The organism is Acetoanaerobium noterae, assembly GCF_900168025.1.
Taxonomy (GTDB): Bacteria; Bacillota; Clostridia; order Peptostreptococcales; family Filifactoraceae; genus Acetoanaerobium; species Acetoanaerobium noterae.
The window spans coordinates 335,203-353,079 of sequence record NZ_FUYN01000001.1; the positions used below are offsets into that span (position 1 = coordinate 335,203).

17 protein-coding genes are annotated in these 17,877 nt (G+C 33.8%); 1 reads left to right on the forward strand and 16 read right to left on the reverse strand.

Annotated elements, in window-relative coordinates; genetic code table 11:
- Window positions 1–108: 108 nt before the first annotated feature.
- From B5X47_RS01670 to hrcA, 10 genes are all read right to left on the reverse strand, one after another.
- Window positions 109–552 carry a GatB/YqeY domain-containing protein gene (locus B5X47_RS01670; protein ID WP_079588490.1) on the reverse strand — a complete coding sequence of 148 codons (444 nt, stop codon included), beginning with the start codon at window positions 550–552 and terminating at the stop codon, window positions 109–111.
- Window positions 553–567: 15 nt separating this feature from the next.
- On the reverse strand, window positions 568–744 hold the full coding sequence (rpsU, locus tag B5X47_RS01675; RefSeq protein ID WP_005367905.1) for a 30S ribosomal protein S21: 177 nt from the start codon (window positions 742–744) through the stop codon (window positions 568–570).
- A gap of 123 nt (window positions 745–867) precedes the next feature.
- The gene (locus B5X47_RS01680; RefSeq protein ID WP_079588491.1) at window positions 868–1,209 is read right to left on the reverse strand and encodes a histidine triad nucleotide-binding protein; all 342 of its coding nucleotides are present in this window, start codon (window positions 1,207–1,209) and stop codon (window positions 868–870) included.
- Between the two features lie 71 nt (window positions 1,210–1,280).
- Window positions 1,281–2,645, reverse strand: coding sequence for a tRNA (N(6)-L-threonylcarbamoyladenosine(37)-C(2))-methylthiotransferase MtaB (gene mtaB, locus B5X47_RS01685; protein WP_242950981.1), 1,365 nt, complete (start codon window positions 2,643–2,645; stop codon window positions 1,281–1,283).
- A gap of 227 nt (window positions 2,646–2,872) precedes the next feature.
- The gene (locus tag B5X47_RS01690) at window positions 2,873–3,619 is read right to left on the reverse strand and encodes a 16S rRNA (uracil(1498)-N(3))-methyltransferase (RefSeq protein WP_079588492.1); all 747 of its coding nucleotides are present in this window, start codon (window positions 3,617–3,619) and stop codon (window positions 2,873–2,875) included.
- Window positions 3,620–3,629: 10 nt separating this feature from the next.
- A complete protein-coding gene (gene prmA, locus B5X47_RS01695; RefSeq protein WP_079588493.1) occupies window positions 3,630–4,568 on the reverse strand; it encodes a 50S ribosomal protein L11 methyltransferase in 939 nt (312 codons plus the stop codon).
- A gap of 39 nt (window positions 4,569–4,607) precedes the next feature.
- Entirely contained in the window at window positions 4,608–5,756 is a 1,149-nt protein-coding gene (dnaJ, locus tag B5X47_RS01700; RefSeq protein ID WP_079588494.1) for a molecular chaperone DnaJ, read from the reverse strand.
- A gap of 127 nt (window positions 5,757–5,883) precedes the next feature.
- Complete coding sequence (gene dnaK / locus B5X47_RS01705) at window positions 5,884–7,722, reverse strand: molecular chaperone DnaK (protein WP_079588495.1); 1,839 nt, start codon at window positions 7,720–7,722, stop codon at window positions 5,884–5,886.
- 73 nt (window positions 7,723–7,795) lie between these two features.
- Entirely contained in the window at window positions 7,796–8,395 is a 600-nt protein-coding gene (gene grpE / locus B5X47_RS01710; RefSeq protein ID WP_079588496.1) for a nucleotide exchange factor GrpE, read from the reverse strand.
- A 35-nt stretch (window positions 8,396–8,430) separates the two neighbouring features.
- A complete protein-coding gene (gene hrcA, locus B5X47_RS01715) occupies window positions 8,431–9,477 on the reverse strand; it encodes a heat-inducible transcriptional repressor HrcA (protein WP_013362007.1) in 1,047 nt (348 codons plus the stop codon).
- A gap of 231 nt (window positions 9,478–9,708) precedes the next feature.
- Here hrcA and hemW point away from each other — a divergent pair, with 231 nt between their 5' ends.
- The gene (hemW, locus tag B5X47_RS01720; RefSeq protein WP_079588497.1) at window positions 9,709–10,869 is read left to right on the forward strand and encodes a radical SAM family heme chaperone HemW; all 1,161 of its coding nucleotides are present in this window, start codon (window positions 9,709–9,711) and stop codon (window positions 10,867–10,869) included.
- 142 nt (window positions 10,870–11,011) lie between these two features.
- Here the strand turns inward: hemW and B5X47_RS01725 are convergent, their stop codons facing one another.
- The 6 genes from B5X47_RS01725 to lepA form a co-directional block, all read right to left on the reverse strand.
- Window positions 11,012–11,710 carry a cytochrome c biogenesis CcdA family protein gene (locus tag B5X47_RS01725; protein WP_079588498.1) on the reverse strand — a complete coding sequence of 233 codons (699 nt, stop codon included), beginning with the start codon at window positions 11,708–11,710 and terminating at the stop codon, window positions 11,012–11,014.
- Window positions 11,710–12,180 carry a thioredoxin family protein gene (locus B5X47_RS01730; protein ID WP_079588499.1) on the reverse strand — a complete coding sequence of 157 codons (471 nt, stop codon included), beginning with the start codon at window positions 12,178–12,180 and terminating at the stop codon, window positions 11,710–11,712. The genes B5X47_RS01725 and B5X47_RS01730 overlap by 1 nt, the downstream gene beginning before the upstream one ends.
- Before the next feature lie 236 nt (window positions 12,181–12,416).
- Window positions 12,417–13,247, reverse strand: coding sequence for a carboxylating nicotinate-nucleotide diphosphorylase (gene nadC, locus B5X47_RS01735; protein ID WP_242950982.1), 831 nt, complete (start codon window positions 13,245–13,247; stop codon window positions 12,417–12,419).
- Window positions 13,228–14,739: an L-aspartate oxidase gene (locus B5X47_RS01740; RefSeq protein WP_079588500.1), complete on the reverse strand. Its 1,512-nt coding sequence runs from the start codon at window positions 14,737–14,739 to the stop codon at window positions 13,228–13,230. Before B5X47_RS01740 ends, nadC begins: the two co-directional genes overlap by 20 nt.
- Complete coding sequence (gene nadA, locus B5X47_RS01745) at window positions 14,736–15,653, reverse strand: quinolinate synthase NadA (protein WP_079588501.1); 918 nt, start codon at window positions 15,651–15,653, stop codon at window positions 14,736–14,738. Before nadA ends, B5X47_RS01740 begins: the two co-directional genes overlap by 4 nt.
- A gap of 224 nt (window positions 15,654–15,877) precedes the next feature.
- A complete protein-coding gene (lepA, locus tag B5X47_RS01750; RefSeq protein WP_079588502.1) occupies window positions 15,878–17,680 on the reverse strand; it encodes a translation elongation factor 4 in 1,803 nt (600 codons plus the stop codon).
- Window positions 17,681–17,877: the final 197 nt, after the last annotated feature.

Below are 17,877 nucleotides of genomic sequence, written 5' to 3' on the forward strand. Positions count from 1 at the left end.
TAATAACTCTACCCATTAAATCAATAGACTTGCTCATGGCTTCTAAAAAACTTACTATATTCACAATATTGTTATATAAAAAAGAGGCCAAAGGCCTCTTAGTATGCGTTAATTAAGGAATTTCTTAGCTATTTCGTTGATTCTTTTTCCATCAGCTCTGCCTTGCACTTTTGGCGTAGCCAAGCCCATGATTTTGCCCATATCTTTCATTGTTGATGCGCCAATTTGATTGATTATTTCTTGAATAATAGACTCCAGCTCATCATCTGTAAGCTGTTTTGGAAGATACTGCGTAAGAATGTCTATCTCTTGCTCTGTCTGCAGGATTAAATCTTCTCTTTGCGCTTTTTTAAATTCTTCAAGTGCATCTTTTCTCTGCTTAACTTGTTTGGCTATAATTGCTAAAACATCTTCATCAGAGAGTTCGACTCTTTCATCCACTTCCTTTTGTTTTACAGCAGAACGAATAAGGGTAACCACTGACTTTCTTACTTGTTCTTTATTTTTCATGGATTCTTTAAGGTCATCCATAAGTTTGTCCTTAAGAGTCATAACATTCACCTCTATTTATCTTTTCTTTTTCCTCGCTGCCTCAGCTTTTTTCTTTCTCTTAACACTCGGCTTGTCGTAATGCTCTCTCTTTCTAACTTCAGACATTACACCTGAAAGAGCGCATTGACGCTTAAATCTCTTAAGAGCGCTGTCTAATGATTCATTCTCTTTAACTTTTACTTCTGTTGCCATTTCCTTATCCCTCCCCTCCATTACTAACACTGTTACGATAATATGGAGTTGTCAATCTATTTATTGGCTGGGCATTGATACTAAATCATTATAAACTGAAATCACTATTATTTCAAGAGTTTTTTAACCTGGAGGCCACTTAAGATTTCTTCCCCCTAATAAATGAAAATGTAAATGGAAAACTGTCTGCCCTCCATCAGCATTACAATTGTTTACAATCCTAAATCCTGACTCAGCAATTCCCTCATCTTTGGCGATTTTTGATGCTACCTTTAGCATCTTTTGTCCTAAATCACTTGACTCATCCAAATCTAAAATATTAGCCACGTGCAATTTTGGAACTATAACAATATGTACGGGAGCTTCAGGAGCTATGTCTCTGAACGCTAATATTTCATCATCTTCATAAACTTTATTTGATGGGATATCGCCATTTACTATAGAGCAAAAAATACAATCTGACATTATAACACCCCCTAGCTAATCTATGTATATATCTACACTATTATACCTCATTAATTAGAATTTTCATAATATTAAATCTCATTTTGTATTATTTTTCCATATATTTTTTTATTCTCTAGTCTATCAATATTTACTCGAGCTATCTCGCCAATTAAATCCATGTCTGATTGCACATGAACTTTTACGTAATTCATTGTATGTCCTTCATAGATACCATTTTCAGATGACTCAAAAAGTACTTCAACCTCTTTGCCAACTAGCTTTTCTTCAAACTCGAGCTTATTTTTTTCTGCAAGCTCAATAAGCACTTCGCTTCTATGATTTTTAATCTCTGGCTTAACTTGATTGTCCATAGCTGCAGCTTTAGTTCCTTCTCTAGGTGAGAATTTGAATATATGCATCTCATAAAGATTTATATCCTCTAAGTATGCTCTTGTTTCTTCAAACTCAGCATCACTTTCTCCTGGAAATCCAACTATTATATCTGTAGTAATCGCAGCATCAGGATAAATTTTTCTAATTTTATCGACAGCCGATTTATACTCTGCTTTATCATAGCGTCTGTTCATTCTCTCAAGCACACTATCGCTTCCACTTTGAAGAGATAAATGAAAATGCGGACAGAATTTATCAACTTCTTTAAGCTCACTTAAAAAATCATCCGTTATAATAAGAGGCTCCACTGAGCTAGTTCTTATTCTATGTATCCCATCTATATCATTAATTGCTTTTATTACATCTATTAGCCTTATATCACCCAAATCCTTGCCATAAGAAGCTACATGGATTCCTGTTAATACAACTTCCTTATATCCATTTTTCGCAAGAGATTTCACCTCAGAAATTATATCGTTAATCGGCCTACTTCTTACTGGTCCTCTTGTATATGGAATAATACAATAACTACAAAATCTATCACAGCCCTCTTGAATTTTCAAAAATGCTCTAGTCTTTCCATAAGTCTCTTCTATAGAAAGAGCTTCAAATACTCTTTGCTTCATTATATCTTCTACTTCAATAACATGATCCTTCACATCTAGCTTCTCTACTTCTGTAACTATCTTGTTTCTATCGCTAGTTCCCATGACAAGATTAACGCCCTCGATAGCGATTACTTCATCCGGTGATTTTTGAGAATAACACCCTACAACGGCAATTATTGCATTTTCATTATGTTTTTTTGCTCTTCTAATCATTTGTCTTGATTTTTTATCAGACATAGAGGTTACTGTACAAGTATTAATCACATATACATCTGCAAAGCTTTCAAAATCCGTTACTTCATATCCTGCATCTCTAAAAAGATGCTCCATAGCATCTGTCTCATATTGATTAACTTTACAGCCAAGTGTAAAAAATGCTACTTGCTTATGTCTTTGATATCTATTATAAAAATCCTCTGCCAATAAGGACAACTGCACTTTAGGTTTTAACATAATCTTCCTCCTATTAATAATTCAAGAAAAGATTCTATCATAAAAAACAAGATAAAAAAAGTATATTATAGAAATTTAAAAAGCAAAAATGCTTTTAAAGCCTAAGGTCTAATCAAGCTAGACTACGAACTTTAAAAGCATCATTGATTTTACAAAATTATTGTGAATATAACTAGGTTTCCTATTTCCATTAGCAATCTCACTTTTTATAACCAGTTAGATTCTTACTATGTTTGTATATTTTCAGCTTCATATGCTATTATAGCACTAGCAACCACTGCTGCTGTTTCTGTTCTAAGTATTCTAGCACCTAAAGTCAGCACCTTACATCCATTTGATTCTAGTAATTCTATTTCCTCAGGAGTTATTCCACCTTCAGGGCCTACTATTACTCCAATACTTTCTATGTCTGATAAAGCTAGTGAAGCAAAGTAAGATTTTAAATTATTTTCTTCTTCACACTCATAGAAAACAATATTTATGGTATTGCTTTTTAATTCTTTGACGAGTTCTTTAAAAGTCATCGGACTTTCTATCTTAGGTATGTGATTTCTTTTGCTTTGCTTGGCGGCCTCATAAATAATTCTTTGAAGCCTTGCAATTTTTTTATCTTCTTTTTCTTCTTTTATGGAGCTAACGCAGCGCTTAAATTCAACAGGGGTAATAGAATATACTCCTATTTCCGTTAGCTTTTGAGCGATTAAATCCAGTTTTTGACCCTTAGGAACTCCTTGATATACTTTAATCTGAACTCCTAGTTCTCTTTTTATTGCCACTTCTTCAATCACCTTATACTCAACACTGTCTTTTGAAATGGCAATAATTTCGCATAGATATTCCTTTTCGTTAGAATCTACAACCTCTATTTTGTCATTTACTCTAAGCCTTAATACTTTCGATATATGCTTTACATCCTCTTGATTCTCTATGAAAGTTGATTGGGATATTTCCTGTCTTATAAAAAATCTATCCATTTTAAATCACCTATAAAGTCTTAGCTGTGATGCATGCCCACTCGCCTTGAGTATTAACTTCCAATATTTCAAAGCCTTTATCCTCTATTGCTTTTTTAACTTCTTCGAGTCTTGGCATTATTATCCCTGATGAAATAAAAAGTCCATCTTCCTTCATGTAGTTAGCAACCTCATCAGCAAGCTTAATAACTATATCAGCAATTATATTTGCAACTACGATATCTGCTTTTTCAGTTACAACGTCCATAAGATTTCCATGTCTTATTTCTACAAAGCCAAGTAGATTATTCTGCTCTATATTTTCTTTTGACACCTTTACAGCTACTGGATCTAAATCTACGCCTAAGACTCTGTCTGCTCCGAGTTTAGCTGCAGCTATAGATAAAATTCCACTTCCGCAGCCTATATCTAGCACGCTACAATTTGAATCTATATGTCTTTCTAAAGCCTGGATGCACATATTCGTTGTTTCATGTGTACCTGTTCCAAAAGCCATTCCTGGATCAAGCTCAATAACTAACTCATTTAGCTTTGCATTGTATTCTTCCCATGTAGGCTTAATTACTATCTTATCCGATACCTTGACAGGCTTATAATATTGTTTCCAAGCATTTTCCCAGTCCTGCTGATTCACTTCTTCAAGCTCAACAATTCCATCGCCTATATTTATCCCAAAGCTAGGAAGATTATTAACGCTCTCTCTAATTGATTCTATTTTTGCCAGAACATTTTCTTCTTCAGAAAGATAAGCCTTAACTATAGCTCCTTCATAACCATTAAAAAATACTTCTTCTTCAATATAGTCCCAAGAAAGCTCATCTTTTTGCTGATATAAAAAATCATTAGGATCTTCTATTACAACACCTTGTGCGCCTATTTCATAAAAAATATTTGCAACTGCTTCAACAGCTTCTGTTGTAGTTTTTACTTTTATTTCAGTCCATTTCATTGTTTTCCTCCTGAGAAAAGTCTGGCATAATTAAAAAAATTACTTAAAAATATCTCTCACTTTATCAAAAAAATTTCTGCTTTGCTCATTAACCTCTGTTCCAGTTTCTTTAGCAAAGTCTCTCAGTAAATCTTTTTGTTTTTCTGATAATTTCTTAGGAACTTCAACAGATACCTTAACTAGCTGGTCTCCTCTTTGAGTGCTTCTTAGATGTGGGATCCCCTTGCCTCTAAGCCTAAATACCGTTCCTGACTGAGTTCCTTCAGGTATTTTATATTTTACTTTGCCATCTAAAGTCGGTACTTCTACTTCATCGCCTAGTGCTGCCTGCACAAATGTTATCGGCATTTCAAGATAAACATTGTAGCCGTCTCTTTCAAAAAGCTTATGAGGGATTACATTTATGATTATATATAAATCTCCCCTAGGACCACCCTTGTAGCCTAGTTGTCCCTCTCCAGACATTTTAATAGTTGCACCATCATCTACACCTGCTGGAATTTTAACATTGATTTTCTTAGCTTTTTTGACTCTTCCTTGACCGTAGCAGGTTTCACATTTATGTTCTATAATGGTACCTGCTCCTTGACAGTTAGGACATGGAGCTACGTTAATCATATTGCCAAAAGGAGTTCTTGTAGTTTGTCTTACCTCTCCTGTTCCATTACAAGTAGGACAAGTAGTAGTACTCGTTCCTGGCTTTGCTCCACTTCCATGACAGGTGTCACACTCTTCTTCTCTTTGAAGTGATATTTCTCTTTCTATTCCAAATGCAGCTTCCTCAAACTTTAGCTCCATTCTTAGTCTCATATCAGCGCCTTTTCTTGGTCCTGTCTTTCTAGAGCTTCTTCCTGCACCACCAAAGCCTCCACCAAACATGTCTCCAAAAATATCTCCAAAAATATCTTCAAAGCCACCAAAGCCTTGTCCACCTGAGAAGCCTCCCTGTCCAAAGCCTCCACCTGAGAAGCCAGCATGACCAAATTGGTCATAAGTTCTTCTTTTTTGAGGGTCTGAAAGAACTTCGTATGCCTCATTTACTTCTTTAAAATGCTCTTCTGAATCTTTATCCCCTTGGTTCTTATCAGGGTGATATTTCATTGCCATTTTTCTATATGCTTTTTTTATTTCTTGTTCTGAAGCATCTTTTGAGATACCAAGCACCTCATAATAATCACGCTTTTCCACACTTTCACCGCCTATTAATCACTGATTTATAGTTATAGTTTCGACTATTTTATATTTAAGCTACAAAATTATAGCTTGCAATATTGCAAGCTATAATTTCTTTTGTCTGCTATTTAGTCTAATCTTTTTATTTGTCTTCGTCAACCACTTCATAATCAGCATCAACTACATCGTCCCCAGCCTGAGATTGTTGCTCTGCTCCTTGCTGAGCCTGAGCCTCTGCCTGAGCCTGCTCATACATTTTTTGTGAAATTGGATGGATTGCTTGCATTACTTTATCAATTTCTGCTCTGATTTGTTCACCTGTCGCATCAGCTTTGTCTTTCACTTCTTTTAATCCAGCAATCGCAGCTTCTACTGCTTCTTTTTCCGCTGCAGAAACTTTGTCTCCCATATCTTTTATAGTTTTTTCAGTTTGATAGATTGTAGATTCTGCTTGGTTAAGTGCTTCCATTTTTTCTTTTTTCTTTTTATCTTCTTCAGCATGCATTTCTGCTTCTTTAACTTTTTTGTTTATTTCTTCATCTGAAAGATTAGTACTTGAAGTAATAGTAATTTTTTGCTCTTTGCCTGTTCCTAAATCTTTCGCTCCAACATGAACTATACCATTTGAATCTATATCAAAAGTAACTTCAATTTGAGGAATTCCTCTTGGAGCCGCTGGTATATCCATAAGCTGGAATCTACCTAAAGTAACATTATCTGCTGCCATAGAACGCTCTCCTTGAAGAACGTGTATATCTACTGCAGTTTGATTGTCTGCTGCTGTAGAAAATACTTGAGATTTTTTTGTAGGAATAGTTGTATTTCTTTCAATTATTTTAGTAAATACTCCACCTAAAGTCTCTATCCCTAGTGATAAAGGTGTTACATCAAGTAATAAAACATCTTTAACATCTCCAGCAAGTACTCCAGCTTGAATAGCCGCGCCTATTGCCACACACTCGTCAGGATTAATTCCTTTATGAGGCTCTTTTCCAGTAAATTTCTTAATTGCTTCTTGAACAGCTGGAATTCTAGTCGATCCTCCAACTAAGATTACTTTATCAATTTCTGATATAGATAAGCCTGAGTCAGCAAGAGCTTTTCTAGTTGGCTCCATAGTTTTTTCTACTAAGAATGCTGTAAGCTCTTCAAATTTAGCTCTAGTGATGTCCATATTAAGGTGCTTAGGTCCTTCTGCAGTTGCTGTGATAAACGGAAGATTTACATTTGTGTTTAAAGTAGATGAAAGCTCTTTTTTAGCTTTTTCTGCAGCATCCTTAAGTCTTTGATGGCTCATTTTATCTTGTCTTAAATCAACACCTTCAGTCTTTTTAAATTCATCTGCTATATAGTTTACTAAAACTTCATCAAAATCGTCTCCACCTAGTTGATTGTTTCCGCTAGTCGATAAAACTTCAAAGGTTCCATCTCCGATTTCTAGAATAGATACGTCAAATGTTCCTCCACCAAGGTCAAATACTAGTATTTTTTCTTCATGGTCAGTTTTATCAAGTCCATAAGCTAGTGAAGCAGCTGTAGGCTCGTTAATAATTCTTTTGACATTAAGTCCTGCTATTTTTCCGGCATCCTTAGTAGCTTGTCTTTGTGCATCTGTAAAGTATGCTGGAACAGTAATTACTGCTTCAGTTACAGTATCTCCTAGATATGCCTCAGCATCTGATTTTAATTTTTGAAGAATAATCGCTGAAATCTCTTGTGGAGAGTAGTCTTTTCCATCTATTGTAACCTTATGGTCTCTTCCCATTTCTCTTTTGATAGATGCAATAGTTCTATCTGGATTTGTAACAGCTTGTCTTTTAGCTGGCTCTCCAACTATTCTTTCTCCATCCTTTGAAAAAGCAACCACAGATGGAGTCGTACGCATTCCCTCAGCATTTGGAATTACAACTGGTTCTCCACCTTCCATAACTGATACACATGAGTTTGTTGTTCCTAAATCTATACCTATTGTTTTTGCCATTATTATTTCCTCCTCAATATATTTCGTAAATTTTTATCGCTATTACTGATTTAACAAAGTATTTTTATAGCTTCTATTTACTAACCTTTACCATTGATGGTCTTATTACCTTATCCTTTAGCTTATATCCTTTTTGAAGCACATCGATTACCTTGTCAGGTTCATCTGCTTCTTCCTGGATTACTGCATGATGGAAATTAGGATCAAAATCTTGGTTCAAAGCATCAATCTCTTCTAAACCAAATTTATAAAGAGTATCCATAAGCTGCTTTAGTATTAATTCTACACCTTTAAAAAAAGCTGTTTCTGAATTTTCTTTTTCACTTTGTAAAGCACGCTCGAAATTATCTACAATTGTAAGCATCTCAGTTACTATTTTTTCATTTGCAAATACTGTTAGCTCACTTTTTTCTTTTTCAACTCTTTTTTTGTAGTTCATAAAATCTGCCTGAGTTCTTTGGGCAAGTGCTTTCATTTCTTCAATTTCTTGCTGAAGTTTTTCTATTTGAGCTGTTTCAGCCGATTCTTCTTCATTTATCAAGTCTTCTTGTTCATCAACCTCTCTGATATCATCCTGAGTCATTTCCTGCTCCTTTTGCATTGTATTTGTATTTTCTTGTCCTTCCTCTATGGTGTCTTTATCTTCTTTTAAGACTTCGTCATTAAGTGACAATTCAAATCCTCCTTTCTTATAACCTCTATCTATATTTAAGTATTGTTCATAAGTTTATTAAGGCGTTTAGTAATATAATTCATGACAGAATAAGCTCTGTCATAATCCATCCTCTTTGGTCCGATTATTCCAAGCTTCCCGATTGTTTTTCCTTTGTATTCATACTCTGTTGTGATAATCGAGCAGCTTCCCAGTACATCATCAATCGAGTCATCGCCTATTATTATATTTACATTGCCTTTTCGTATTCCCTTTTCTTCTAGCAGGCTAGCTACTTCGTTTTTCTGCTCTAAAAGATTTAAAAAAGATTTTGCTTTGCCTATATCACTAAATTCAGGGAAATTAAAAATATTAGTAGCTCCATTTAGTAGTACATTAAAAGAAAGATTTTTATCCATGTTCGATTTCATAACCGTAAACATATCGTCAAAAATCTTATTGTACTCCTTGATTTGATGCTTAATATAATTAATAAAATTCATATCAAAGTCTTCAATTATTTTGCCTCTTATATTGTCATTTAATGTCCTTGATATGAGCTCAAGCTTCTCTTCAGAAACTGGAACACTTAATTTAAACTTGCTATTTCTCACAGTCCCATCTTCCATAACCATTATTAAAACAGCAGTCATAGAATCGATATGAACTAAATTTAATTGCTTTATCTTTTTAGATTTTTCTACTTTTTGTGAGATAGCTACAGATGTATAGTTTGTTATCTGGGTCAGCAGAGCTAAGGAATCCTCAAGTAGTTCTTGTATCTGCTCTATATTCCCAACAAGTGCTCCTTCGATTTCATCCTTTTCTTTTTTATTAAGTCCAATAACACCCATTAACTTGTCTACATACAGTCTATAAGCATCATGGGAAGGAATTCTTCCAGCTGAAGTATGAGGCTGTAATAATAATCCCATTTCTTCAAGGTCTGCCATTTCATTTCTTATAGTAGCAGCACTTACGCCTAATGTTTTATTTTTTGAAATAGTCCTAGAGCCTACGGGTTCAGCCGTCTCTATATATTCTTGAATTATAAACTGTAATATTCTAAGCTTTCTATCGCTCAACTCTAAGTTTGACGCCATACTGTCACCTCGTTTTATCAAACAAATACATCTATATTAAATAATTATTGGTTTATTTGTTAGCACTCATTATGTTCGAGTGCTAACTCTAAATATATAATAACTATTCTGTTTTGAGTTGTCAACATCTTAATATTTATTTTTCTAATATTTATTTTATTTTTTATTTGGATACTGTAGAGTATAATATATCAAGTTAAAATAAGCTTTACCAAAGAGGAGTAATAAATTATGAATTATCCAGAAAAAGAAAAATTAAGTCTATATTTTCATATTCCATTTTGTCTTAGCAAATGCTCTTATTGTGATTTTGTTTCCTTCGCAAATTCCACTGCTTTTCATGAGCCCTATATAAATGCTTTATTAAAAGAGCTACTATTGTATAAATCTACAATTGATAAAAATCAAATCTCAACTATATTCATAGGCGGTGGCACACCCACTAGCTTAAGCGACAATTTATTTGAACTTCTGATTAAAAGCATAGATGAAATACTACAGCTAAATTGCAATTCAAATAATATAGAATATACTATAGAAGCAAATCCTAAAACTATTACTTCAAAAAAAGCTATCGCCATGAAGCAATATGGTATCAATAGAGTTAGCCTTGGACTTCAGTCAGCAAATGAAATAGAGCTTAAGGTACTAAACCGAATTCATAGCTTCAAAGATCTTGAAGAATCTATAGATATTCTCAAAGCCCACGGAATTAGTAATATTAACATAGATTTGATGTATGCCATTGCAAATCAAACTATTGAATCCTTTAAAACCTCCATTCAAAAAGTATTAGCTTTAAAGCCAGATCATATATCCTGCTACTCTCTTATATTAGAAGAAGGTACTGCGCTATATAAGCTTCATAAGGAAAACAAGATAACCTTTCCAACCGAGGATGAGGATATAAACATGTATGAGTTAGCCGTAAATATGCTTACATCAGCTGGCTATGAGCATTATGAAATATCCAATTTTGCTCTTGCGGGCAGAAAGTGTAGCCACAATATAACTTACTGGAAAGTCAAGCCTTATTTGGGTTTTGGAGTTTCTTCACATTCTTTTTTCGATAACAGCAGATATTCTAATACCAGTAGCATAGAAGAATACATCGATTTACTATCAAAAAATAGTTTGCCAATAGAAAGCACAGAGCTCATTGATGATACTATGGCCTTTGAAGAATGGATATTTTTAAGGCTCCGAATGAAGGAAGGCATTAATTTTGAAGATATAAATTCAAGATTTAGCATAAATTTTTTAGCAAGTTACAAGCCCAAATTAGATAAACTCTTAAATGAAGGTCTTTTAATTTATGATGCTTCCAAAGTAAGTCTTACATTAAAAGGCTTTGAGCTTAGTAATTATGCTTTTTTAACATTATTATCTTAAACTAAAATTTTTATATTAAACAAAAAAGGAAGTGCTTTTGTAGTAACTGAGAGCAACTTCCTTTTTGTTTAATACAATACATCTTATAGTATAAAAATGAAATTATTGACTGCTATTTATCTATAGTCATATACTTAATTAACTATACTGCTAGGTAAAACACATATAATCCAGCAAATAATATAAAAACAGCCAAAATATTTTTTAAATTGTTCGCAAGCTTTATATATTTGGGCTGTGTAACAAGGCTATTTAAAGTAGATACCGAAACTCCAGCAAGAATCACAAGTATACTATTTCCTATGCTGTAAGCCATCAGCATAAAAACTCCTAGCACTGGATTTCCTCTGCTTGCTACAAAAGAAAGAATAGCTGCAAGTACAGGAGTAGCACAAGGCGAAGCTGCAAATCCACCAAATAAACCTAAGGTAAATATGCCAAACAAGCCTTTTCTCACAGGCTTTTCTTCTATACTACAAGCATTTTCCTGTTTTTTGAAATTTATAATCCCAAGTATATTCAAACTACTTCCTATCATAATAAAGGCTAGCACTAGATATATAAGCTTCCCATATCCAGAAAAAATCATTCCTACATAAGCTGTCAAAAATCCTAATGCAATAAATGTGATACTTAAACCTAAAGTAAATACCAGAGAATATAATAGCCCTTTTTTTCTATCCGATATTTTACTATTACCCATATATCCTATAACCAAAGGAATTGTTGTGAGTACACACGGACTAAAAGCTGATATGACACCCGCTAAAAAAGCTATCGGAACAGCCATATAGATATGCTCTAGCATAAATGCAGAAAACATTTGAAGTACAGCATCCATTACTGCATACCTGCTTCTTTAAGCATTTTTTCTATATCATCAAGTGTAGTTACACCTTCAGTTCTCGATTTAATTACTGCATCATTATCTAAAAACACTAAGGTAGGAACTACTCTTACATTATACGCCATCGCCAAATGAGCATTTTCCTGAAGATCTAAATTTACAACAACTACGTTTGCTTTCCCTTTAAATTTTATCTTGGCTTCTTCTATTGTAGGCTCCATATACTTACAGGCTGGGCAAGTTGAAGTTGTAAATTCTAAAAATGTAGGGTAACCATTTTCTATTGCTAAATCATAGTATTCATTTGTTGTCGTTTCATAGCTTTCCTCAGTTTGTGTAGCATTTATCTCAGATTTATCTGTTTGAGTATTTCCACTTGAATCTGAGAGATTTTTATTGAAATAAATAGCTGCCAACGCTCCTATTACAAGGACTATTACCAAAATCTTAATATTTTTGTTCATAGCTCACCTCTTATATCGTTTTTTTAGAATATATAGATATTACATTTAATTGTACCAAAAAAGTCTAAATTTGAAAAGAAGAAAGTAATTAAGTTTAAAATGAAGCTTATGAATCTAGTGTTATTATTTTACATAAAAAGTAGTAAATTAGAAAGTTTAATTAAAAAAAGTCCAGTTTAAGCTAAAATGTAAGAATTAATTTGTACATTTTAGCTTAAACTGGACTTATAATTTTTCTATATTAATTTCATCGATATATCAAGCGCTTTGACTGAATGAGTCAGCTCCCCCATCGATATATAATCAAGGCCTATGTCTTTAATTTCGTCTAGGCGCTCTAAGGTCATATTTCCTGAAGCTTCAAGCGGCACTAAACCATTGCATAAGTTTACGCACTCTCTAAGCTGATTATCATTCATATTATCAAGTAGTATTAAGTTTGGCTTAAGCATAATAGCTTCTTTTAGCTCTTCAATATTTTTAACCTCTATTTCTATAGCTGTCATTGGTCCTGACTTAGATTTTACTTTATCATAGGCATTTGTTATGCCTCCAGATGCCTTTATATGATTATCCTTAATCATTACAGCTTGCGAAAGATTGTATCTGTGGTTTACTCCACCACCAGTCCTAACAGCATATTTTTCGAGTATTCTAAGCCCTGGCGTTGTTTTTCTCGTATCTAAAAGCTTTGTATTTCCTCTAGAAAGCACGCTTACTGCCTTATTTGTTTTAGTTGAAATCCCACTAAGATGAGACAAGATATTAAGAGCAACTCTTTCGCCCATCAAAAGAGATTTTGTCCGGCCATAAAGCTCAGCTATGCATTCACCCTTTAGAACGCTTGCCCCATCTGATTTTAAAACCTTCAGCTCACCTTCATACTTAAGAAGCTCAAAAACTCTTCTTACTATATCCCACCCGCAAATTACTCCATCTTCCTTAGCCATAAACTTACCCTTACTTTTATGCTCCTCATCAAAAATCACACTACTAGCAAGGTCAATATTATTAATATCTTCCTCTAGCCACATTTTAACCAGTTGATCAATTTGAAACTCTAGCATTTTTTAATTTCTCCTTTAAAATAATATTGGATACTTCTGCTAATGATACAAGCTCATAGAAATTTTTATTATTATTTTTATATAAATTTAATTCAAACTTAAGCTCATTAATAGCTTCAATATTTTTTTCCGCATAATCAATATTAAAATTTACAAAAAAGCTATTTTGCATTATCTCTCGAACTTTATTTTTTAAGCTTTCTATTTCACTTAATTCTAAATGTTTTTTTTCATTATAGCTTAAGCCTTGTAAACCATAATTATCATGAATCCTAGCCTCTACTTTAATATTAGATTTTATGTCTGTATTTTCTAATCTGCTGTACTTGCCTTCAATAGATTTAGCCACTCTTTTTGAAAATACTAAGGCTTCTAATAACGAATTACTTGCTAATCTATTATTGCCATGAACTTCAGTACAAGCACATTCTCCAGTCGCATACAGGTTATCTACAGTTGTACTTCCAAATTCATCTACTTCAATCCCTCCCATAAAGTAATGCTGGCAGGGACTTACTGGAATAAAATCCTTTTCCATGCTTAGCTTTCTGTTTTTACAGCTTTTATATATATGTGGAAATCTATTTTCTAGGTACTCTTTAGGCTTTGCTGTTACATCTAAATATAAATAGTTTGAATTAGAATTTTTCATTTCCTTAAGCATTGATTTTGATACTACATCTCTAGGAGCTAGATCAGCCATTTCATGATATAAATGCATAAAGGCTTCTTTTTTGTTATTTCTTAAGATTCCCCCTTCTCCTCTAACCGATTCAGAAATAAGAAATCTATCCCCGCTGTTTTCATATAGTCCTGTAGGATGAAATTGAATCAAATCCATATGCTTTAGCTTTGCTCCGGCTTTACTAGCTAGAGTTATTCCATCTCCACTAGCGATAGATGCATTCGTAGTATATTTATAGAGCCTTCCTATGCCTCCAGAGGCAATCACAGTAAAATCTGATTCTATGTACATAGGCTCCTCATTTTCATCTAAAACAGTGGTTAAAAAGCCATTCCTGGATTTGGCAATATCCACTGCCATAGTTCTTTCATTAATTTCTATATTATTTTTCTTAAAAGCATTTTGAGCCAACACTTCAATAACTCTTTTTCCAGTAGTGTCCTTATAGTGCAGTATCCTTCTTTTTGTATGTCCTCCTTCTAACGTCAGATCATACCCTCTTTCGTTTTTATCAAAATCCACACCATAATCAATTAAGTTCTGGATATTTTCCGGTCCTTCACTAACCATAATTTCTAGCATTTTTTTATTATTTTTTCCATTTCCAGCCTTAAGACTATCTTCCATATGGATTTCAAAATCATCATCTTCATCCCAAACGCAAGCTATACCACCTTGCGCTCTATAAGTGTTACAATTATTTATCTCATCCTTTGATAGGACTAGCACTTTTAGGTTTGAAGGAAGTGACAAAGCTGTATAAAGTCCTGCTATTCCAGCTCCAATAATCAAAACATCGTATTTCATTTCGAACTCCTTTTAATCATTTCATAAAGACTTTTAGAAGCTTTCACCATAACATCTTCATCTAGCTTTATTGCTTCTCCACCTTTTCCTTGCATAGCATTAAGTAAATCTTGAGCAGTTGTTTTTTTCATATTTTTACATACAAATTCATCGTATAACAAGAAAAATTCTTTTTCAGGATGCTGCTTCTGTAAAGACTCAAGCACACCTAGCTCCGTGCCTATAATAAATTTTGATTTGTCAGATTTACTTACAAAATCCATAATTTCAGTTGTGGAACCTACGAAATCTGCTTGCTCCACCAGCTCCCATTTGCATTCTGGATGAATAAGCACCACAGCATCGGGCTGCTTAGATTTTAAAGCATTCATATCCTCTAGCTCTGCTCTTTCATGAATTGGACAAAAGCCCTCCCAAAGAGTAACATTTTCATTTTTAGTCTTCTCCTTGATATATCTCCCTAAATTTCTATCTGGCAAAAATAAAATTTCTTTATCCTTTACAGTGTTCATTATATTAAGAGCTACGGAAGATGTAACACAAATATCGCTTTGAGCTTTTATATCAGCACTTGTATTTACATAGGAAACAATAAGATGGTTGGGATTATTTTCCTTAAACTCAATCAAGTCATCAAGTGAAACCATATCGGCCATAGGACAACCAGCATCAGGATTAGCAAGTATTACTGTTTTATCTGGCGATAATATTTTAGCTGTTTCAGCCATAAATCTAACTCCGCAGAAATAAATCTTAGGTGTTTTAAGCTTACTTATCAAAGCACTCAAATAATATGAATCTCCTATGTAATCAGCTACCTGCTTGATTTCAGGCATTTGATAATGATGCGCCAAAATTACACAATCCTCTTCAAGCTTCTGTTTTTTTATTAGCTCAAGTATGTTTTCTTTCATGGTTCGCCTTCCTTTTATAAATTTGATATTTAAAATATGCCAGTGACTTTCCTGCTGTCTTGTCATCTGTAAACAATATATCACTATAGTCTTTATTTTTCAATATTATAAAAAGAGCAATGCCTTACTATGAATCTACTAGAATTCATAAACACTAAATTATTAGACGAAAAAAAACGCTCCCTTTATCAGAAGCGCTTTCCACTAAAAAATAATTATTGAATTTATTTATCTAGCTTAAGAACTGACATAAATGCCTTTTGAGGAACCTCTACATTCCCAATTTGTCTCATTCTTTTCTTACCCTCTTTTTGTTTTTCAAGTAGCTTACGCTTACGGCTTATATCTCCACCGTAGCATTTCGCAAGTACGTCTTTTCTATATGCACTTATCGTTTCTCTTGCTACTACCTTAGTTCCTATTGCTGCTTGTATAGGCACTGGGAACTGATGCTTTGGAATCTCGTCCTTTAGCTTTTCACACATTACTCTTCCTCTAGTTTGGGCAGTACTTTCGTGAACTATAAATGAAAGTGCATCCACTTGCTCTCTGTTGATTAGAATATCAAGCTTAACTAATTTTGCTTCTTTATACTCTTTAAATTCATAATCTAATGAGCCATAACCCTTTGTTCTTGATTTTAATGAATCGAAGAAGTCATATACAACTTCGTTTAATGGAATCTCATAGTGAAGTGTAACTCTTTTGGTGTCTAGATACTCCATATTGAGCATATTGCCTCTTCTTTCCTGAGCAAGCTCCATTACAGGTCCAACATAATCCGTAGGTACAATTATATTCGCCTTTACTATAGGCTCTTCTATATGGTCAATCTCCTGAACTGGAGGGAGATTAGTAGGATTTTGTATCATGAGTACTTCCCCATCAGTTTTTATTACTCTAAATAATACAGATGGAGCCGTAGTAATCATATTTAAGTCAAATTCTCTTTCTAATCTTTCTTGAATTATTTCCATATGAAGAAGGCCAAGGAATCCACATCTAAATCCAAAACCTAAAGCTGCAGAGGTTTCTGCTTCAAATTCTAGAGCTGCATCATTTACTTGAAGCTTTTCTAATGCATCTCTTACATTTTCATATTTTTCCCCTTCAGCAGGGTAAATCCCACAATAAACCATAGGGGTAGCTTTTTTATATCCTGGAAGAGGATGCTCTGTTGGGTTATCAGCCAAGGTGATAGTATCTCCAACCCTAGAGCTTCTGATATCCTTAACAGAAGCTGCTATATATCCTACATCTCCAGCTACTAAATCCTCTACTGGAATATGAGTAGGAGAAACAACTCCAACTTCTGTAACCTCGAATACCTTTTTTGTATTCATCATCTTTATTCTATCGCCTTTTTTCACTTTGCCTTCAAATACTCTTACGTAAGAAATTACTCCTTTGTATGAATCGTAATACGAGTCGAATATAAGAGCCTTAAGTGGTGCATCAATATCGCCTTTTGGTGCTGGTACCTTATGTACTATCGCCTCTAGAACCTGATCTATATTAGTCCCGTCTTTTGCTGAAATAAGAGGAGCCTCAGATGCATCTAGTCCTATAATATCCTCTATTTCCGTCTTAATTTCCTCAGGTCTAGCACTAGGAAGGTCTATCTTATTGATTACAGGTACTATTTCCAAATCTTGGTCAAGTGCCAAGTAGACATTAGCTAGGGTTTGGGCTTCAACTCCCTGAGCTGCATCAACTATAAGGAGAGCACCTTCACAGGCAGCAAGGGATCTAGATACTTCGTAGTTAAAGTCTACGTGACCTGGAGTATCAATTAAATTAAAAAAGTATTCCTCTCCATCCTTTGCTTTGTAAACTAGTCTAATCGACTGCAGTTTAATCGTTATTCCTCTTTCTCTTTCCAAATCCATATTGTCCAGAAGCTGTGCCTTCATATCTCTTGATTGTACTAATCCTGTATCTTCAATCAATCTATCAGCTAGTGTTGATTTTCCATGGTCGATATGAGCAATGATACTAAAATTTCTTGTGCGGCTTTGTCTATCCAACTACTTCTTCCTCCTTAAAAATAATTTTCTTATTTAAATGTTAATTTTATGTTACAAATCTCTCTTTTCGTTATATAATATATAAAGATGAGTAAATAAATTTTTAGGATATGCTTTATCTTATCAGAAACGCCTTTATAATTGAAGTGGAATTATAATGATTTTTAACATTTATCTCATAAAGCTTTCTGAAACTA